The organism is Fictibacillus terranigra (assembly GCF_030412265.1).
Lineage (GTDB): Bacteria > Bacillota > Bacilli > Bacillales > Fictibacillaceae > Fictibacillus_C > Fictibacillus_C terrinigri.
The window spans coordinates 490,837-510,952 of the sequence record NZ_JAUHLN010000001.1 but is presented as its reverse complement, the minus strand read 5'-3'; the positions used below and the strand labels follow the sequence as shown (position 1 = coordinate 510,952).

The 20,116-nt window shown below is 48.8% G+C and carries 19 protein-coding genes; 1 reads left to right on the top strand and 18 read right to left on the bottom strand.

Annotated features, from left to right (window positions below; all coding sequences use genetic code 11):
* Positions 1 to 116: 116 nt before the first annotated feature.
* Positions 117 to 1,760, bottom strand: coding sequence for a M4 family metallopeptidase (locus QYF49_RS02540; RefSeq protein WP_290398060.1), 1,644 nt, complete (start codon positions 1,758 to 1,760; stop codon positions 117 to 119).
* A gap of 183 nt (positions 1,761 to 1,943) precedes the next feature.
* Positions 1,944 to 2,801, bottom strand: a complete 858-nt coding sequence (gene kynA / locus QYF49_RS02535) for a tryptophan 2,3-dioxygenase (RefSeq protein WP_290398059.1) — start codon at positions 2,799 to 2,801, stop codon at positions 1,944 to 1,946.
* 147 nt (positions 2,802 to 2,948) lie between these two features.
* On the opposite strand from kynA, the gene larC2 reads away from it, so the two are divergent.
* The gene (gene larC2, locus QYF49_RS02530) at positions 2,949 to 3,431 is read left to right on the top strand and encodes a nickel pincer cofactor biosynthesis protein LarC2 (protein WP_290398058.1); all 483 of its coding nucleotides are present in this window, start codon (positions 2,949 to 2,951) and stop codon (positions 3,429 to 3,431) included.
* Positions 3,432 to 3,446: 15 nt separating this feature from the next.
* Here the strand turns inward: larC2 and QYF49_RS02525 are convergent, their stop codons facing one another.
* The 16 genes from QYF49_RS02525 to QYF49_RS02450 form a co-directional block, all read right to left on the bottom strand.
* Positions 3,447 to 4,073, bottom strand: coding sequence for an urease accessory protein UreH domain-containing protein (locus QYF49_RS02525; protein WP_290398057.1), 627 nt, complete (start codon positions 4,071 to 4,073; stop codon positions 3,447 to 3,449).
* 24 nt (positions 4,074 to 4,097) lie between these two features.
* Complete coding sequence (locus QYF49_RS02520) at positions 4,098 to 4,988, bottom strand: fumarylacetoacetate hydrolase family protein (protein WP_290398056.1); 891 nt, start codon at positions 4,986 to 4,988, stop codon at positions 4,098 to 4,100.
* 75 nt (positions 4,989 to 5,063) lie between these two features.
* Positions 5,064 to 6,530 (bottom strand): alpha-ketoglutaric semialdehyde dehydrogenase GucD, encoded by a 1,467-nt coding sequence (gucD, locus tag QYF49_RS02515; protein ID WP_290398055.1) that lies wholly within the window; start codon positions 6,528 to 6,530, stop codon positions 5,064 to 5,066.
* A 123-nt stretch (positions 6,531 to 6,653) separates the two neighbouring features.
* Complete coding sequence (locus QYF49_RS02510) at positions 6,654 to 7,832, bottom strand: UxaA family hydrolase (RefSeq protein WP_290398054.1); 1,179 nt, start codon at positions 7,830 to 7,832, stop codon at positions 6,654 to 6,656.
* Complete coding sequence (locus QYF49_RS02505) at positions 7,816 to 8,118, bottom strand: UxaA family hydrolase (protein WP_290398053.1); 303 nt, start codon at positions 8,116 to 8,118, stop codon at positions 7,816 to 7,818. The genes QYF49_RS02510 and QYF49_RS02505 overlap by 17 nt, the downstream gene beginning before the upstream one ends.
* 58 nt (positions 8,119 to 8,176) lie before the next feature.
* The gene (locus tag QYF49_RS02500) at positions 8,177 to 8,548 is read right to left on the bottom strand and encodes an SDR family NAD(P)-dependent oxidoreductase (RefSeq protein ID WP_290398052.1); all 372 of its coding nucleotides are present in this window, start codon (positions 8,546 to 8,548) and stop codon (positions 8,177 to 8,179) included.
* Between the two features lie 39 nt (positions 8,549 to 8,587).
* Entirely contained in the window at positions 8,588 to 9,490 is a 903-nt protein-coding gene (locus QYF49_RS02495) for a fumarylacetoacetate hydrolase family protein (RefSeq protein WP_290398051.1), read from the bottom strand.
* 81 nt (positions 9,491 to 9,571) lie between these two features.
* Entirely contained in the window at positions 9,572 to 10,345 is a 774-nt protein-coding gene (locus QYF49_RS02490) for an IclR family transcriptional regulator (protein WP_290398050.1), read from the bottom strand.
* Positions 10,346 to 10,419: 74 nt separating this feature from the next.
* Entirely contained in the window at positions 10,420 to 11,100 is a 681-nt protein-coding gene (locus QYF49_RS02485; RefSeq protein WP_290398049.1) for a bifunctional 4-hydroxy-2-oxoglutarate aldolase/2-dehydro-3-deoxy-phosphogluconate aldolase, read from the bottom strand.
* 13 nt (positions 11,101 to 11,113) lie between these two features.
* A complete protein-coding gene (locus tag QYF49_RS02480; RefSeq protein ID WP_290398048.1) occupies positions 11,114 to 12,052 on the bottom strand; it encodes a sugar kinase in 939 nt (312 codons plus the stop codon).
* Positions 12,040 to 12,990 (bottom strand): U32 family peptidase, encoded by a 951-nt coding sequence (locus QYF49_RS02475; protein ID WP_290398047.1) that lies wholly within the window; start codon positions 12,988 to 12,990, stop codon positions 12,040 to 12,042. The genes QYF49_RS02480 and QYF49_RS02475 overlap by 13 nt, the downstream gene beginning before the upstream one ends.
* Before the next feature lie 30 nt (positions 12,991 to 13,020).
* A complete protein-coding gene (locus tag QYF49_RS02470; protein WP_290398046.1) occupies positions 13,021 to 15,210 on the bottom strand; it encodes a dihydroxy-acid dehydratase domain-containing protein in 2,190 nt (729 codons plus the stop codon).
* A 24-nt stretch (positions 15,211 to 15,234) separates the two neighbouring features.
* Positions 15,235 to 16,386: a galactonate dehydratase gene (gene dgoD / locus QYF49_RS02465; RefSeq protein WP_290398045.1), complete on the bottom strand. Its 1,152-nt coding sequence runs from the start codon at positions 16,384 to 16,386 to the stop codon at positions 15,235 to 15,237.
* 35 nt (positions 16,387 to 16,421) lie between these two features.
* On the bottom strand, positions 16,422 to 17,768 hold the full coding sequence (locus tag QYF49_RS02460) for a hypothetical protein (protein WP_290398044.1): 1,347 nt from the start codon (positions 17,766 to 17,768) through the stop codon (positions 16,422 to 16,424).
* A complete protein-coding gene (locus QYF49_RS02455; protein ID WP_290398043.1) occupies positions 17,765 to 19,027 on the bottom strand; it encodes a nickel pincer cofactor-dependent isomerase, group 22 in 1,263 nt (420 codons plus the stop codon). Before QYF49_RS02455 ends, QYF49_RS02460 begins: the two co-directional genes overlap by 4 nt.
* 29 nt (positions 19,028 to 19,056) lie before the next feature.
* Positions 19,057 to 20,109, bottom strand: coding sequence for a TRAP transporter substrate-binding protein (locus tag QYF49_RS02450; RefSeq protein ID WP_290398042.1), 1,053 nt, complete (start codon positions 20,107 to 20,109; stop codon positions 19,057 to 19,059).
* Between the last annotated feature and the right edge of the window lie 7 nt (positions 20,110 to 20,116).

The window sequence follows — 20,116 nt, the reverse complement described above, 5'->3', positions numbered from 1 at the left end:
GTGTCCAGACATTTCAATGTGAATCCTGCGATTTTTAAACAGCATTAAACGAGTGTTTAATAAGAAAAACACCTATGCTTCCCTTACGGGGATGGCATAGGTGCTCCTGAATCGACTTATTCCGTAATTCCTACCTTATTTAATCCATCTTCTGTTGCGTCAGTCTCTTCACTTCCTGTACCATACAGATCCACTGCTGATTGAATGAGCGCTCTGCGTGCGTCTTTAAAGTTGGAGGTTGGCGTTAGATAAGTGGTTAACGCGCGGTAGTAGATTTTTCCGAGTTTCTCTTTGCCGATCTGAACACCAGTCAGGTAGGCTGCGTGGTTGATAATAGAGGAGTTAATATGAACACCGCCGTTATCAAGACTGAGAGGCAGCTTGTAGAACTCGTCCATGTGTTTTGGATACATCCCTTTTCCGTTGCCATATGGGACATAGGCGGCATTCACCGGGTACTTGTCCGGCTGGCTTAAGCTTCTGAGAGATGGCCGTCCGCTTTCCACTGCTTCCTGTGCCATCGCATCCTCGCCTACTTCCCAGTCATCTGAATCGATCAAGGCACCGAAAATGTCGGAGAACGCTTCATTTAGCGCCCCGGATTCGTTACGGTACAGGAGGCCGGCAGAATGGGTGGTTACTCCATGGGTCATTTCGTGCCCTGCAACATCGAGTGCCGCAGACAGAGGAATAAAGAACGTGCCGTCCCCGTCTCCATAGGTCATCTGCTCGCCGTTCCAGAACGCGTTGTTATAGTCCACGCCATAATGGACAGATGAGATGATCTCCATCCCTTTACCATCAATGGAGTTGCGTCCATGCTCATCTTTATAATAGTGGTATACTTCCTCGGAGTTGTAATGGGCGTCAACGGCTGCACGGTCATAGTCACTCTTGTACGAAGCACTTTTGTTGGCAAACAGCACGCCTGGGAGGTTCACTTCAGCCGAACGCCACTGATTTTTAAAATCATACGTTGAAATTCCTGCAAGATTATCATGAGATATGTCTTTTAAGAAGAAGGTTGTTCCATTTCCATCCTTTAAATTTTGGTGGGAAATATGCAGATTACGGTGAGCTCCTTTTACACCGATCCCTGAGCCTTTGGAAGCCTTCAATTCGTCTGCATGCATTAATCCATTATATTGATCGATGACTTTTCCTGTTTTGGCATCGACAAAAACGAACCAGTTACCCGGGTTTTCACCAAGAAAGTTTACGTTTACTTTATAGGCGGTGTGCATTTTTCCGTTGTATGGATAAACAACGAGCTGAGTCGTCGGCTCGTAGTCAATTGAGTCAGGAGCTTTTACCGATCGTTTCGCGATTTCTAAAGCTTTGCCCGAGGAGATGGCTGCTGTTGTATCCAATTCGGCTTCCTCTGCCGTATTATTGTAATAGCCTGTGACACTGGCAATACTTCCGTCCTTTCTATAGTGGACAATGACTTCTGTACCTTCAACAGGTAAACCATTTTTGGATTGGTGCAGACGAACATGCGTCATTCCGAGCTTATCCGATTCCACCTTCTTTTCTTTAAGATGTCCTTTTGGATCCTTTAAACCGAATTTTGATTTATTTTCCTGTAAGTAGGCAATGGCGTTAGCTGCATTTTTGTGGCTGAATTTCGGAGATTTTACCTCAGTAATGAACACAGGCTTTGAATCAGTGCTGGCAATGGCAGATGCGGAAGAGGCCGCAAATGGAGATGCAAAAAGTGAAGCGGTTAAAACCATTGGAATGACATACTTCTTTTTCACTGAATTTCCCCCTTTTGTAAAATATTGTTACATTGCAAGTATAATAGAGCGTGAGGAACGAGAATATAGACTACATATACTATTTTCATATTAATTTTAAATCATCAGTTAATAGATAGATGTACCTATAAAGACCAAAATAAAAACCAAGATGGTCACTTCGCACCCCTTGGCCCTTACTTTTTATAATATCGTCCGAATATCCCACAGTTCCGGGAAAAACCTTTGGTCGAGCACTTTCTTCAAATAACCGACACCAGAGGAACCCCCAGTCCCCATCTTGAACCCTATGATTCTCTCAACCGTCTTCATATGGCGGAAGCGCCATTGCTGAAGCCAGTCTTCAATATCTACGAGTTTCTCAGCGAGCTCATACAGATCCCAATATTGGTTTGGATAACGGTAGACCGTGGTCCACGCTTGGCGAACCGAATCATTCTCTTGATACGTGCGCTTCACGTCACGGTTGAGCACTTCTTCATCGATTGCCAAACCGGCCTTGTTCAATGCACGGATGGCCGCATCATAGAGGCTTGGCGCTTCATAAGCCTTCTTCAACTCTACTAATAGTTCAGGATCTTTCTCATAGATTTTCAATACATGCGGCGTCTTATAACCGAGCGCAAACTCGATCATTCGGTACTGGTAAGACTGGAACCCGGACGCCTGTCCGAGCGAATCCCGAAACTCCATGTATTCGGAAGGCGTCATCGTGGACAGTACATCCCACGCCTGAATGATCTGTGACTGCGTTTTTGACACCCTCGCCAGCTTTTTGAACGCACTGGACAAGTCGTCGTTCGTGATCGATTCAATCGCTGAATGCAGTTCGTGAAGAATGAGTTTCATCCACAGCTCACTCACCTGGTGGATAACGATGAACAGCACCTCGTCATGATGGCCGGAAAGCCGGCGCTGCGCTGATAAAATTTTATCCAGCTGTAAATACTCACCGTAGGTCATACTATTTTTAAAATCCGTATGGATATTGGTCTCCGAACTCGTTGCATTCACGTCTTGCTGGCCATTGTTGTTCAGCATCAAAATCCCCTCCATGTTAACGCTTCCAGTCGATCTCTTATCATCATACCTCAACACTAAAGAGGATGACCACAAGCTTTTTTCTTAAACGTGTGTTTAATTGGTATAATGTAAACAACATTACTTAGAGAAAAGGAGTCCTTCCACATGACTGATTTTTCATCCCGGCACGCTCGTGAACAGCTTGATCACGAGATGATTATGATTGAAGTGAACCTTGATGACTGCAGCAGTGAAGTGCTTGGCTTTACGATGGACCAGCTGCTGTCTGCGGGTGCCAATGATGTGTATTACACTTCCATCTATATGAAAAAGAATCGTCCAGCTTATAAACTGTCTGTTCTTACTACTCCCCTCAGACAGCCGGAACTCGAAGAGATTATTTTCAAAGAAACGACCAGTTTCGGCCTTCGCTTTTTTCCTGTTTCCTGTCACCGTCTCGGAAGGGAATTCTACATAGCAAAAACAGCGTGGGGCGAGGTTTCAGTCAAGATTGGAATCTATCAGGGAAAAAAGATTAAGTTTTCACCGGAATTTGAGGACTGCAGGGCTTTGGCCGAGAGGCATAATCTCCCGCTTCAAACGATTTATGACGAGGCAAAAAACATGGCCATCAGCCATTATAAATAAAAAGACCCTGTCCTTTCAGGAAAGGAACAGGATCTCACAAAGATAATAGATTCCAAAGATGACGCTCAGAATACCGGTGCTTCGTGTTAATAAAAGGTTAAGCCTCTTATGATCCGAAGCCCAGGAATAAGGCATGCCGATCAGAATGGTAGCGAGTACCATGCTCAGAAGGGTTCCTGCACCAAAGACAAGCAGATATAATAAGCCCATATACTTGTCATCGATCGTGCTGAGGAATAAATAAGCCACACCGGTACTGCCTGCGAGGCCATGCAGTAAACCGACAATCAGCGGTCTCAGCATCCAGCCGTTTTTGTCACGATCTGCGGCGTGCTCCTGCTTTTTTTCTGTGCTCAGGGAGTAAGATGCTTTTACACCGAGGTAAATGATCATGGCACCGACAATGCCTTCAAGGAGTTTTTCCACGGAATGAGAGATGAGCAGGTTGAAATAAATAATAGCGCTGCCGATCAAGACGATTGTCGTCATATGCCCGACTCCCCACCAGGCCCCGACAAGAGCGGAAAACCGGGCTTTTTTCTTTTGGCTGACGATTGTCGTCACCGCCACAATGTGGTCCGGATCAAGGGCATGCTTCAGTCCGAGCAGCAATGCCATGATTAAGACGGTCGTAAACTCCATATGTATCTCCTATTCTCTTTTTGTTTATTTTCTCATAATCGTCGTTAATTGACCAAGGCCTTCTACTTCTACCGTCACTTCATCTCCGTCCTTGAGCCAATTCCTCTCGCCCTCAGGCTCACCCATGATCACACCTTCAGGGGTACCGGTTAAAATAAGATCACCGGGATAGAGAGTCATATGCTGTGAGATATAGCTGATGATCTCCTCACAGGAAAAAATCATATCCGATGTATTGGAATCTTGGCGGACAGATCCGTTTAAGACAGTCTTCAGCGGCAAGCGGTTCGGATCTTCTATCTCATCGTCACTCACTAGGTAAGGCCCGGCCGGACTGAAACCGTCACACGTTTTACCGAGCAGCCATTGCCCGGTTTTAAATTGAAGATCCCTTGCCGAGAGATCGTTGGCCGTACAATACCCATAAACATAATTTCTTGCTTCTGCAACTTCCACATTGCGGGCCGTCTTCCCGATCACCAGCCCTAACTCCACTTCGTAATCCACTTGCAGGGAACGCTCCGGTAATCTGACCTCTTGCAGGTGTCCCGCGAGGGTATTGGTGAACTTGCTGAATAAAATCGGTGTTTCCGGCAATGCCATGTTCGACTCTTCCGCATGCTTTTTGTAGTTTAAACCCACACAGATTATTTTTTGCGGAGAAACCACACATGGTCCGAGAGTAAGTGAATCCTCACGGTAAAACACGTCATCCGACGCGATTTCTGTATCTGCCAGTCGTTGAAGAGCTTCCTTGCCCTTTTGTCCCTTTAAAATCAGTTCATCCACGGTTTCTGGAATCCCCTCAGCATCGGCCATCAATAGATGGACAGCTTCCTTTACATCCAGAACACCCCGCTCGGTTTTTACACCAAGCGCCCATTTTCCATCTTTTTTAAACGTCAGCGTTTTCATATGACATCTCCTTTTTAAATGAAATAGGAGGATTACATGACGGTGCCTGGCACCATCATGTAATCCTCATCTTTATTATCCTTTGACAAAAACGGTTTTGATCGACGTATAGAATTCGATGGCAGCCTGCCCCTGTTCCCTGGAATGGGAGCTGGACTGCTTCATCCCGCCGAACGGCGCCTGCAGCTCCACACCTGCTGTTTCTGCATTAATCCTGACAAGTCCTGCATCCATATCATTGATAAAGGAGAGCATGTGGCTGATATTGGTCGTGTAGATCGAAGCACTCAATCCGTATTCCACATCGTTCGCCAGCTCGATCGCTTCTTCCAGCGTACTTACTTTAATCAATGCAAGTACTGGTCCAAAGATTTCTTCCTGAGAGATGGCCATGCCTGTCTCTACATTTTCAAAGATCGTTGGCTCCACATAGAAACCATCCTTTGCGACATCCTCGGTCAGCTGACGTCCGCCATAGAGGAGCGCGGCCCCTTCTGCCTGTCCCTTTTCGATGTAAGATAACACCGTCTCCAGCTGCTTTTCGCTGGCACAAGGGCCCATCCACGTTTCCCCGTCGAGTCCAGGACCGACCTTCAGCTCTCTGACTTTAGCCAGCAGTTTTTCTTTGAAGACATCATAAACATCCTCATGGATGATGACCCTGCTCGTCGCTGTACACTTTTGCCCTGTTGAACGGAGCCCCCCGCTGATCGTACCATCCACGGCAAGATCAAGATCCGCGTCAGCGGCAATTATGACCGGGTTCTTTCCGCCCATCTCCAGCTGATATTTGGCTCCCCGCGAGAGAGCTGCCTGTCCGATCGCTTTTCCTGTCGCGTTCGAACCAGTGAACGTGATTCCATTCACATCCGGGTGCTCCACGATCGCTTGTCCGACGACAGAGCCGGTGCCTGTCACCATGTTTACGACTCCGGCAGGAATTCCCGCTTCAGCCAGGCATTCGATGACCTTAACGGCAGTAACCGCCGCTTCTTGTGCCGGTTTAATCACGATCGTGTTCCCATAAATAAGCCCGGGTGCCATCTTCCAGATCGGAATCGCCACTGGAAAATTCCATGGTGAGATGACCCCGACGACTCCGAGAGGCACTCTCGTCGTAAACATGAGTGCTTCATTATCGGTGGAAGGAATGACGTCACCCGTCCTGCGCATCCCTTCTCCCGCATAATAGCGAAGGATTGCAACGCCTCTCAACGTTTCTCCCTTTGCTTCAGCGAACGTTTTTCCCATCTCGTTCGTCATCGTTTCTGCGATCTCATCCGCCCGGCTTTCCAAGATGCTCGCTGCTTTATACAAGTATTCGCCTCTTGCCGCACCTGAAAGCTTCTTCCAGGCCACTTGCGCTCTCTTAGCAGCAGATACCGCCTGTTCCACATCTTCCTTGCCGGATTTTTGAACGTAGCCGACCGTTTCATATTTGTTCGCTGGATTTATACAAGGGATCGTCTCATTTGTGGATGCTTCTACCCATTCACCGTTCACATAGTTCAGAAAGGTTTTCACTTGTGTTTGTACCGTCATTTTTCATCTCTCCCTTTAATTTATTAGATTCGGTTAAAGCATATATCTGAGTTACTTTTATTTTGGCATCGAAAAGCAGATAGGAAAAAACTTGCTTAAATCCTTCTGCTATTCAGAAGGCGGTTAAAACGTAGGCCCGATTCTCCAAATACCAAAATCATGCTGCTTGAGCACTTCCGATTTTGTGAGTTTTCCTGAAGAAACCTCTTTAATTTCTTCAAAGATCCGTTTTCCCGCCGTTTGAATGGTTTCTTCTCCATCGATGATCGTCCCGGCGTTCAAATCCATGTTATCCCTCATCTTTTCGAACATGGCCGTGTTGGTGGAGATCTTGATCACTGGCGCGATCGGTGATCCTGTCGGCGTGCCGCGGCCGCTCGTAAACAGAACAACCTGAGCCCCGCCGGCGACCATACCTGTCAGCTGTTCGATATCATGTCCCGGTGTATCCATCCAAACGAGACCCTTTTGGGTCGGATACTGTGCATAATCAATGATCTCCTGCAGTGGACGGCTGCCAGATTTGTTGGAAGCGCCAAGCGATTTTTCTTCCAGTGAACTCAAGCCCCCTTCAATGTTTCCGGGACTAGGATTACCGGTTCTGATATCAACTCCCATCAGGATGGCCCTGCTTTCCATCTGTTCGATCACTTCATACACCCGCTTCGCTACCTTTTCATTCACGGCTCTCTTCGCCAATAAATGTTCAGCACCGATCAGCTCTGTCGTTTCCGCCAAGATGGCCGTTCCGCCGGCATCCACGACCATATCACTCACAACTCCGACCGCCGGGTTTGCAGAGAGGCCGGAGCAGGCGTCCGATCCTCCGCATTCCGTACCAATGATCAATTCGCTAAAATCGAAGGGCTCCCTGCGCTGAGCGGAGGCATCCTGAACCATTCTCGCCGCAACCCGTGCCCCTTCAGCGATCGTCATCAAGGTGCCTCCATGGTCCTGAATCGAAACGACCTCCACTGGTTTGCCGCTCTTGGCGATCTCTCCAGCTACGCTTCTTGCCTGATGGGTCTCACAGCCCAGGCCAAGGACGACTACACCGTACACGTTCGGGTTCAATCCCATTCCTACATACGTGCGAAACGTCTGGTCATAGTCCTCTCCCACCTGTGCACAGCCATGCTGATGGATGAAGCTCACAGTTCCGTGCACAAGTTCCGTAATTTGTTTTGCGGCCTGGGTGGCGCACGTGATCGTCGGAAGGATCAAAACATGATTCCTTACGCCCACTTTCCCGTCCGGCCTCCTGTACCCTAGCAATTCGTTGGTGTTAAACTCTGGATTCAACTTTATCCCCCCTTCCTCTTATGCCTTCCAGATTATGAACGTGAACATGCTCTCCGGTTGCAATGTCAGCAACTGCCCTGCCGATGACTTCACCGTATTTCAAAATTTCCCCGCCCTGTCCAATCGGTTTCACCGCAAATTTATGGCCGAAGCGAATGTCCTGCTTCAGTTCCACCTCGTGTACTTTTTCTTCGCACCGGACATGGATCAATGCCCCTTGTGGAAGATCCATTAAGGCGATTGCCACATGGTCCAGCGGTTTCATCATGATCGTTTTATAGTTCATATCCACTTCCTCCTTTAAAGAAAAGCGCAAGCGCCTGATAGGTCCGACAACCTCGCCGTTAAGCCGCCATCCGCCACAAATGGCTTCCTGTAATAAAAGAAGACTTCAGGCGTTCCCATCCGGCCGATCGGCTGGCGCATCTCATTTGTTCCCGGGCACCCGCTTTCCCCACACCTGCATTATTCACAAGGATGTCCAGGGTGCCGAACGTTTCGGCAGCCCTTTCTACCACTCGCTTCATGTCCGCTTGCTTTGTCACATCAACGGAAGTAAACTCTGCAGCGACTCTCTGCCAGCATTGATGTCTTCCGCTACTCTTTTTCCCACCGATAACCACATAGGCGCCCTCTTCTGACAGCCGTTTGGCAATGGCCTCGCCGATTCCTGAACCTGCCCCGGTGACAAGCGCGGTTTTTGTGTAAAGTTTCAATGAATTCCCATCTCCCTGAAGATTCAGTCTTTTTAAGGGTTAATGAGCCGTTGGGATCTTGCTTTCCTGCTTTTTCACCGGGTTGTTCAAAACACCGATCGAAGAAATCTCAATCTCAATCCGGTCGCCTTCCTTTAAAGTAAATTCATTCGGCGGCACAATGCAAGTTCCTGTCAGAAGAACGGTTCCGTCAAACAATTCGTTATCACGGGCAAGAAACTCTACCAGCTCATCAAATCTTCTTTTCAGCTGCTTCGTATTGGCCGTTCCTTCCACCACTTTTTCATCCGACCTGTAGATTCGGCACGCAAGGTCAAAGGAATACGGATCATCTACCGCTTCAGCCAGCAAGATGACCGGACCGATGGCACACGAATGCTTCCACACCTTGGCCTGCGGAAGATACAAAGGATTCTCACCCTCAATGTCCCGGCAGCTCATATCGTTTCCTGCCGTATAACCGAGAACCTTTCCGCTCTTGCTCAGCACTAGCCCAAGCTCCGGTTCAGGAATCTGCCAGTCAGAATCACTGCGTAAATAGACGGGCTGCCCGGGTCCAATGGTACGGGCCGCTGTTGACTTAAAAAAGATCTCCGGGCGTTCGGCTTCGTATACTTTGTCGTAGAATGTGTCCGCATCTAATTTCCCTGCGGTAGCTTCATAGTTTCTGGCATCCTTGCTCTTTTCATAGGTCACACCTGACGCCCAAACTTCCGGCGCCGCAATCGGAACGGCGAGCTGCAGTTCATCAAAAGCTTCTTCAATCGGCTCTTGTCCCGCGATTAGATCCTTCACATATTGAATCGTTGGTTTGCCTTCACGTTCAGAAGCGTAAACAAGCTCCATAAAGTCAGAATGAGGAAGGTCGTATACTCTTTCATCATCTGCCAGCGCTGCTAATACAATCGTTTCTCTTTTGTTTTTGTATCGTAAAATTCTCATTGGTCACTCTCCTTGGTTTTATATTATAAAACTGAGTTTTCATAATTGGTTACACTCCTGCCATGAGGAGTGCTGTCGTGATCAGCTGGAAGAAGCTTTTACACCGAAGCCAAGCTCATGGGAGATTTTCTCTGCTGTATCTTTCAGCATACTGACAATCTCGTTTACCGTTTTTTTATTGATGCGGTGAACAGGCTGAGACATGCTGATGGCCGCGATGACGTTCCCGGAGTGATCCCTGATCGGTACGGCGGTGCAGGAAACGCCAGGTTCGTTTTCCTGGTTATCGACGGCATACCCCTCTTCCTTGACTTTATCCAATTCTGCCAGGAAGTCTTTTTCATTCGTGATCGTTTTCGGAGTCTGGCTGATATACTCATAATCCTTTAAAATGGAATACAGCTCATCCTGGCCTTTGAACGCAACGAGAGCTTTTCCGACAGCACTGCAATGAACCGGAATTCTGCGTCCGATCCTTGAATAGAGGATCGTGGCAGCGGAACCTTCTACCTTGTCGATGTAAACGCCTTCTTTTCCATCTAAAATAACGAGATGGATCGTGTTTCCTGTTTTCATGGAAAGTTCCAACAAATGCTTTTTTGCAACGGAACGAATGTCCAGGTTATGAATGACAAAGTTGCCCCTTTCGAACAGCTTCATTCCCAGCTTGTACTTTCCATTTTCAGGATTCTGCTCAATGTATCGATAATGCTGAAGCGTCTTTAACAAGGAATGGACGGTACTTTTATGAAGGTTCATTCTTGAACTGATATCCGTAATTTTCAGCTCGGTTTCATATTCATCAAAAAGATCCAGAATTCGAAGTGCACGGTCTACGGACTGAATAATCGGCATTTTCAATCACCCTTTAACAGAAGATTAGTAGGCTTGTCTTTCCCTAATAGTAACATACCTCATATTGGAAAGAATCACATTAACGGTATATTGTCAGTAAGCGAGAGTGATTGACGTGCACCTTTAACGATTGAAACAAACTGCTCTGCGTTTTGCTGAATCCAAGTATAATCCTTGGTTCGAACGGCTTCTGAAGGGACGAGGCTCCCTCCTATGCCGACTGCAGCAGCGCCGGCCTTGATATAGGAGGCCGTATTATCAAGATGAATCCCTCCTGTTGGAACGACTGGGATATGTGGAAAAGGAGCTCTGATGTCCTTTACGTATTTCGAACCTAGGACAGAAGCCGGGAAAAGCTTCACCATGTCAGCTCCCCACTCCATCGCTTGAATCATTTCTGATGGGGTCATCACTCCCGGCATCACTACTTTTCCATAGCGGAGTGCCATGCGGATGACCTCCTCATGCAAGGAGGGGCTAAACAAGAACTCAGCGCCGCTTTGAATGGCCAATCTCGCAGATTCACCGTCAATAACCGTTCCCGCCCCTACGATCGCCCGGCCTTTAAGCTGATCTGACAATTCTTCGATCACCCGAAAGGCATCTGGAGAGTCCACCGTTACTTCTATTGCGCTGACTCCTCCTTCTGCAATACTTTCTGCGATGGGAGCGATTTGTGCTCTCGGCATCCGGCGCATGACAGCTATTATGCCGCTTTTCGTTAATTCCTGAAGCAAGTTCACTTTTGGCAGCATACCGTTGCTCCTCTCATCTAAGGATTTCCTCATTGTCCTTTAATAATTGATCAAAATAAGGATAGCCTTCCACATCTCCAGAAACCGTTACAGCATAGGCCCCTACCCGGTTACCCAGCTTAACTGCCTCCTCATACGGCCATCCTCTTAACAGGCCGGAAAGAAAACCTGCGGCAAAACCGTCCCCGGCACCAATGGGATCCACCACATGGGAAACATGGAAACCTTCAATATAACCTCTTTCATTGCCATTATCATAATAGGCGCCTTCAGCCCCTAATTTCACAACGGCCGCCTTGCTTCCATTCCTCAAAAGGTTCCGGGCCACTTCCTCAGGCTGAGATCGGCCGGTCATCAGGGTCCCCTCTTCGATTCCCGGAAGGACGATATCACTTCGCGAGGCGATTTCCACTAAGGTTTTTTTTGCCTCTTCCTTGCTCCAGAGCTTCAACCGGATATTAGGGTCAAAAACAACCGTCACTCCGTGCTGTTTTGCCAGAGCAATGGCATGGAACACTGAATCTCGGCAGCTTTCGCTTAACGCCGGAGTAATGCCCGTTACATGCAGATACTTTGCCTTGGCCAGATAGTCTTCGTCAAGGTCTTCCGGTATCATCCGGCTGGCCGCGGAACCTGAGCGGTAATAATGCACCTTGGGCTCCTGTTCTGTACGCTTTTCTTTGAAAAAAACCGCGGTAGGGCTTGCCTGGTCGAATACCACCCTGGAGGTGTCCACTCCTTCCCCCCTGATAAAATTCCGGACATATAAACCAAAGTCATCATTCCCCAGCCTGCTGATCCATCCTGCTTGATGTCCCAGCCTCGATAGGGCGATGGCCACATTTGATTCTGCTCCTCCAATCGTTTTTTCAAATTGTCCCGCAAAGCGGAGAGGGACGGCTGATGATGGATGGAAGAGGACCATCGTTTCACCGAACGTTACGACGTCCATACTTTTTCACCGTACACGGGGATGGCAATGCCTTCAGCGCCCTTTTTGGAGACCTTGAGATGAGGTGCGTACCGCTTGATCATCTCCAGCCCAAGCTTGGCTCTTCTTACTCGTTCCTTCGAAAGGGCAATCGATGTCGGTTCAAGATGGGAACCTGAAGGATAAATGTTCGGTGCGTTCCGCAAGCCGAATTTGATGTAAACTGGAGCGGCTACACGGATGATCTCAGGAATTTCATAATGCCGGATAAACCCGCCGACATCGTCCGGCACTTCAACATAAATATCGATCGGAAGGTCAACTGCCTGCCTGATCGCCGCCAGCCTCGACAGCGTCAGATCGGTCGGCACATTGTAGGTCCCGGCCCCGATCTGCTCCATCAGGCGGATGGAAACGGGGTTGGCCTGGGCGACCTGTACGGAAACTTTGACGATAAGATCTCCCGGCAGTTCTCCCATTTTCTTGAACTCGTTCACGAGCCACAGCAACCCCTCATCCGCTACCAGGATGCTCCTGATTCCGACGTTGCATGCTCTCTTTATATCCTCAATGGAATAAACGAGCTGATCCATTCCCTGAACGCGCAGGCCGGCTATTTTTCCGGCACTCGCCCATTGCATGGCTGATACATCCCACGTTCCCCTCGGCCCTACAAACAAACTGACCTCAAGGTTTTCCCGCTTGCCGATGGCTGACATCTGTTCGAGCTCTTCATCCGTCAGCAGCATGATGCCGCTTCCCTGTGAAATCCGGTGGATGTCCACCTCATACTTCTCACACGCTTCTACGACAGCCTCAAAAGAAGCCGGGCCTTCCACACTGGGGATCTCCACCCGATACTGTGCCCCATCCGGGAAAGTTTTTGATGAATCTGGCAGCTCATGACAGTCTCGTCCTGGAAACCCCAGTTTCTCAATCGCGTTTCTTGTCTGTTCCAACTTCCATTCCACCTTTCCGTTTTTGATTACTTAACGTTCAGCCAATTTCAGGGAAGCGATATCTTTTCTATAATCGAGATCAGCTTCTTCAAACACTTGCAGCGGGACAACTCCGTGCGCCGCATCGGTATGGCTGGTCAAACGGTTGCTCGCTGCCACCGACCGCTGACGCTTGCGGATCGTCTTCATCCGTCTTTCTGCCAGGGCTTTCCGCTGCTGCCGTATATGATCAAACGCAAAGACCTGCTCGCCTTTTTGAAAAGAATCTTCTTCCATGAACTGAATCGAACGCTCCCTAAAATCAAGGAACAAAACATCACCTGTCTGAAGGTAGAGAATCCCGCCGTCTTCCTTCGCTTCAGGCGTCATGTGGCCGACAGCCGCTCCGTACGTTACGCCTGAATAGCGTCCATCACTGATGAGAGTGGCCAGTTTTTTCAGCTTACGGCTGGCATTGATATGCTGCATCGGGGTAAACATTTCAGGCATGCCAAACGCTGCAGGTCCTTGCCCCGATACCACTACGGCTATTTTTAGAATACTTTCCTCCACCATCGCCTCGAACAACGGGTCATAGGCAAGTTCAGCATACGCCGAATACTGTTCGGGCGCATTCTGCTTCAGAGCCGCAAGAAGATTCTTTTGAGAGAACTGACGATCATTTTTCAGCTTCTCCAACAGATTGGCATCAAGCAAGCCTTCATTCGCATCCTCTTCATTTTCATAATAAAGGACAAAGGCTGCCTTCTTATCAAACTCATCAAGCTGCCGGGTGGTCATCCCGCTGATTTTCACGACAGCACTCTCGAAAAAATTCCCCGTCAGTACATCCACTCCACTGTATGGCCGCCTCGGCTTTGAAAGGATGACGGGGTTCTGTGCAATCCTTTCGATGGGACTCTTTCCATCCTTCTCCAGCCGGTCCCGCCAGCTTGTTCCGGTTACGGTCGGTGCATCCACATCCATCGGAACTCCGTTCTGGATCAGTTCATAAAACAGTGACTCCATGCCCCGGCTGTTGCCTGAGCAGCACTGCATGGCCAAGGCAAAAATATCCCTGCCCTGGGTCAAACTGTAATCGAACAAATCGGGCACCGGCACCTCATGATGAATGCGGTCGAGTTCATGAAGGCTGAACGTGTAGCCGCCATACAGCATGCCCGCCACTATATGCATCATCAAGTTGGTCGATCCTCCTGAAGCGCTGTGGATCCGGATCGCATTCTTGATATTTGACGCCATGATATTCGAAACGCCAAAGGCCGGCTGATTAATCATGACAGACAGTGAATCGAGTGCCTTATTGATCTGCTCCTGTGCTGGCGGATCCGTAAGGAGCTCCAGTTCAGGATGGACGAGCCCCATTCCCGCTACCAGATGACGGGAACTGTTGCCTGTTCCATTAAAGGCGCATACACCGCCAAGCCCGTCACACGTATTGACTGCAAGGCGTTTTTCATAGTCATCATGTGCGGCCTGGGTGATGAATCCTCTTTCTTTTGCCCGCTGCAGCACCCCCTGAAAAGCAGTGTTGGAAGAGCATTGAAGGATGTAGGCCATGGCATCGCGAAGATCAAAGGCAATATCCTCAGCACCTCCGTCTTCTGCAGCTTTCGCTACGGCCTCAAGCTCTTCGAATAAATCTGCAGGAATGGTACCTCCCTGCAAGACGTGTGCTGGTGCGAATGTCGCAAAAAAAGGTGCCTCCCCCCTGTAATTGCGGACGCGGTCCAGATGAGCCAGGGCGCTTACAACGCCAAGAGGCTGTTTATCACAGCCTTGAATGACGAAAGCGCCATGATAACTATGAGCTTCGATCTGATTCACCACCATTTCCGCCACCGCGTTTCTGCTTTGAAGCGAATAGCTCATCCCCTGGTTGCTTTGAGCTGTCCCATCACACATGACAGGCGTTGAGAAATAAAAGGGAACACCGCCGTTCTGCCATATCCGCAAAGCAGCTCTGGCAGACGTCTGAAAATCCATGATATGTGCCGGATGGTCAGGCGAACCTCCGATGATAGCGATCCTCGGCGCATTCTCATGAAGCCGATTGTAGATCTCCTCCAGTGTCCAATCCGGCGCTTCTCCTTCGTAGGCGTGTCCGACGATCTGCTTTGACCGGTCCAGGAGGCCAGCGACACAGATCGGTTCATTGGCCTTTCCCTGAACATTGTCACGATACGGGTTATAGGTGTTCTGAATATAGGGGTACTCCATGTTCTTTCACCGCCTCTTTTTCTTTTACCACTCAGCTACACTGCCGTCTGTATTTCTCCATACAGGATTTCTCCACTCATGGCCCCGTTCAGAAGCCTCTTTCACACGTTCCTCATTTACTTCAATGCCAAGGCCGGCTCCTTGAGGAATCTCGACAAAACCCTCGTCGTATTTAAAATCAGAGGCATCCACAAGATAATCCAGTAAATCGCTGCCCTCGTTGTAATGAATGCCGAGGCTCTGCTCCTGAATGATCGCGTTAGGCGTACAGGCATCGAGCTGTAATGAAGAAGCCAATGCAATAGGCCCAAGCGGACAATGAGGAGCAACCGAAACGTCGTATGCTTCAGCCATGGCTGCTATCTTTTTACATTCCAGAATACCGCCGGCATGGGAAAGGTCTGGCTGAATGATGTCAACATATCCGTCTGCCAGCAGCTGCTTGAACCCCCATCTTGTGTACTGCCTCTCTCCTGTCGCGATAGGAACGGTAGTGTATCTGGCAATTTCCCTCAATGCTTCGTTGTTTTCAGGCAGCACCGGCTCTTCAATAAACATCGGACGGTAGGGCTCCAGTTCTTTGGCCAGAATCTTAGCCATAGACTTGTGGACTCTCCCATGAAAGTCAATCCCGATTCCAAAATCCTTCCCTACTGCATCACGGACGGCCCCTATTCGGTTAATGGCGTCTTCAACCTTTGAAAAAGAATCAATATAGTCCATTTCTTCTGTTGCATTCATTTTTACAGCGGTGAAGCCCTGCTCTGATTTTATTTTTGCTTCAGCCGCGACATCACTCGGCCTGTCACCGCCGATCCATGAATACACTCTGATCTTTTCACGGGCCTTGCCTCCCAGCATTTCATAAACAGGCATATTATATAATTTGCCCTTGATGTCCCATAACGCCTGCTCGATTCCGGAGATGGCACTCATAAAAACCGGCCCTCCCCGATAGAATCCCCCGCGGTACATGACCTGCCAATGATCCTCTATACAGCGCGGATCCTTTCCTAAAAAATAGTGGCTCAGTTCATTCACACATGTTTCCACTGTACTCGCTTTGCCTTCTACAATCGGTTCTCCCCATCCCGAGATGCCTTCGTCTGTTTCAATTTTTAAAAACAGCCACCGGGGAGCTACTTTAAAGAGCTGAAAACCCGTGATCTTTGTCATTTGGCCTCCTTTTTTGGCAATGCCACATTTCCATTTCACAAGAGCAGCAGGGCGATGATGGTTCCTGCACTGCTGTATAGAAAGGCAAAGCCAATGTTCCAGAATGAAATGCGGTATGGATTCTGATGCAGCAAACTTCCAGTTAACGAAACGGTAATGTTATAAGGTCCTGCCATAACGGTGGAAAGACCGGAAGAGATCAGGACGATCGCAAAGCTAAGCGGATTGATCTGCCCCAGCAGAGGCTGAATGACTTCACCGAGAATGCTGATCGTTACGAGCGGATGAAACCCAATCATGGCAAGCCCCAGAAAGATGACCTGAATCATCAGAAACAGATAAAAGGGCACATGCTGAACAGAAGCAAACGGCTGCTGCAAATAGTCCAAGAAGGATGTTTCTTTCAGCGTACTTATCATAAAACCGGCGGCCAAAAACAGAACCATATAATTTTGCTGCGAACCGGCTCTCCTCCGCCATTCTCTTAAACTATAAGAACCAAACGATTTAATCCTCTTAATGAGCAGCGCCCAGATAATCGAATACGGGATGATGACAAGGGCAACGGACATGAGAAAATTTACTTCGAGCCACCTTTTGGCTGCAATTACAGTGATGATAAACACACTCAGATACACAAGAAGGATGGCTGCTTTATTGAGTGTTCCCGGATCAAGCGGCACATCCTCCATCGCGGCAGACTGCTCAATCCTGTATCTCCGGTAGCGCAGGCCAATCAGCCAGTCAATCATTAAGAGAATCATAGAAAACAAGAAAAGCCACGGCAGCAAGCGAACATAGTCAGAGTGTGTGATATCCACACTGATCGCCACCAGGATTTCCATCGGGCTCCATGCCAGGCAAAGGGCATATCCCCTGAGCATCGCCCGGCTGATGAAAAGATCTCGTACACGGTCTTCCACCTTATGTAGATTGCGGCGCAGCACCGATTCTACGAGCGGAATGGTCGCTATATTTAAAAAAGAGCCGAGCAGAAAACTGGCAAGAGAGCTTCTGTAATAGAGCTGCCCAAGATGGCCGGCGCGCCGCTTGAGCAGTTTATTGACACTCTTATCGTACCGCCCGACGATGATAATGCTGTTGATAAAAGGAAGAACATAGAAGATCACGAGCAGGACCACCGTTGAATTCATGTAATGCGGAAGCTCAAGCAGCGGCTTCTGCAAATAGAGATACAGAGAGAAGCCGATCACCATGAAAACCGTGCCGGTGGTTTTGTACAAGCCTGATGCCTTCGGAAAGGAAAGAATAAGAGAAAGCAGGGCAAGGATCCCCGTCACTTCATCAAGCATGATGCTGTCCAAAAACAGGTTCACCGTATAGGAAAGAACCATCATGCTGTAAACAGCGAGTAATATCACCCTTTTTCGCCAGCTAAATGAATGGCTGCCGGTTCGGACAGCACTTCGATTTCCTTTTGTCCCGCCGCTTCCTCCATCAGGCTTTCCGAGATCCAGATATGCTCCAACTCCAGTGTATTTTTTATTCGGACGACCCTGGCTTTTGTAAGATCGTACGCATTGCAGGTTTTGATCGCCGCTTTAACAGCCATTTCCTCACTTTCGAGAACCATCGGCACTCTGATGACGTCGGTGACCGTACTCGTCAAGGCGTTGGCATACCCTTTTTCCCAATGGATGCTGTCAACCAATGCCCTTGTCGTCATGTCCGCCATGCCGATTCCGTTTGCGTTTCCATGTGTCTTCCCGGTCAGGCCGAGTACGGCAATCCGTGACACTTTAGGCCCGCCAAACGCATACGGGGTAGCATACCTGCCTGTAATGTTCGGGTCCATTCCGTCGCCCGAAATATCTTTTCCGATCTCGTCGACGATCAGCACATCGATCGGATCAAACATGATTTTTGGCATAAGCTGCTTCGCTTCCAGCAGAAGGCCAGGCTCTCTCTGTTCCAGTTCTTCTGCCGGAACCGCCACGATTTTGGCCGGCCGGTCATAAGCGTTCTCAATGGATCCCAGTCCAAAAATAATTGGAACCTTGGAGAGAACGATCTTAGCCATCTCCGGAACATGCTCGGCCATGTGTTTAAAACTGTAGGCATGGGCAGCTTCTGCTCCTTTTTGCTTTCCAAGGCCGATCGTAATCATCTTCATCAATCCGCTCTCGACAGGACCGCGAAACGCGGTATGCGGCTTGATCCGGTTAATAACGATGACCTTATCCGCTTCATACGCATGTTTATCGGTATACACCGGAAGGCCGTTTGGCAGCATGCCAGTCTGCACGACCTCCATGCTCGAAAGGATGGGCGCACCCACGGATGCCTCAGTAACACCAAGCTGTTCCAGCACCTCCCGCTGGCCTTCTGCCGTCGCTCCGCCATGGCTTCCCATGGCAGGAACGATGAAAGGCGACCCTCCGGCTGATTCAACAGCAGCTGCAGTTTCCCTGACCAGGATAGGAAGGTCGGCGACCCCCCGGCTTCCAACCGCAATGGCCACCCGGTCTCCAGGAGATACTCTGGATAAAAGGCCGGTATCCTTAAGGGTTTTCCGAACCTCCTCTGCTGTGTCCTCAAGCATTGGAGCATGGAAGACCTGCTTAACTCTCAACATTTTTGGAAGGGGTATGTCATGAAGAAGCTGTGATATGATTTCCATCCATCTTCCTCCTCAAATGGTGCTTCTCTTTATTGGTTTCTTGCTTTATCTACTTCATCCATCATTTGATTGACCAGGTCTTCTCCAAACTTCTTGGCGTATTTATCGGTCACCGGCTTGATGATCTCTTTCATCTTTTCTTTTTCCGCATCAGATACTTCATTGACCTTCATGCCTGCCTTTTCAAGATCCTTCAGCGCTTTTTCATTTTCTTTGCGGTTTAAGTCGCGCTGGTATTTACCGGCTTCCACCGCGGAATCTTTCATAATCTTCTGCTCTTCTTCAGAAAGCCCGTCCCAGAATTTTTTGCTGACGAGAAAAACAAACGGCGTGTAGACGTGCTTTGTCATGCTTAAGTAAGACTGAACTTCATCGTATTTGCTTGATTTAATGGTTGCGAGCGGGTTTTCCTGGCCATCTACCGTTTTCCCTTCCAAAGCGGTAAATACTTCTGAAAAAGCCATCGGTGAAGGATTGGCCCCCAGCTTTTTAAAGGCATCCAGATGAACCTCGTTTTGCATCGTTCTGATCTTCAGCCCTTTAAAATCTTCCGCCGTTTTTACTGGATGTTTACTGTTCGTCAGGTTACGGAAGCCGTTCTCCCAATATCCGAGTCCTATCAGATTGTGCTCAGGCAGTTTCTTCAAAAGCTCCTGTCCCACTTTTCCGTCCAGTACCGCATAAGCCTCTTCCTCGGTATTGAAGACGAAAGGAAAATCAAAAATACCGTATTCCTTGATCATTCCAACAAGAGGAGATGTAGAAGGAACCGTCACCTCCTGAAGCCCGCCCTGCAGTGCTTCTGTCATCTTCTGATCATCACCAAGAGTGGCACTGAAGAAGTTTTGGACTTTCATTTTCCCGCCGCTCTTCTTCTCCACCAGCTCTTTGAACTTGATCATTCCCTGTCCTTCAGGATGGTCTTCATTCAACCCGATTCCTGCTTTGATCGTTCGTTGTTGAATTCCACTCTTTCCTGATCCTGAAGCGGATCCTCCAGACTTGCTGGCGCCGCAGCCTCCAAGAACCAGCATCCCTGGAAGGACGATCCCCAATGCCAGCTTTTTCACCCAATGATTCATCTTATTT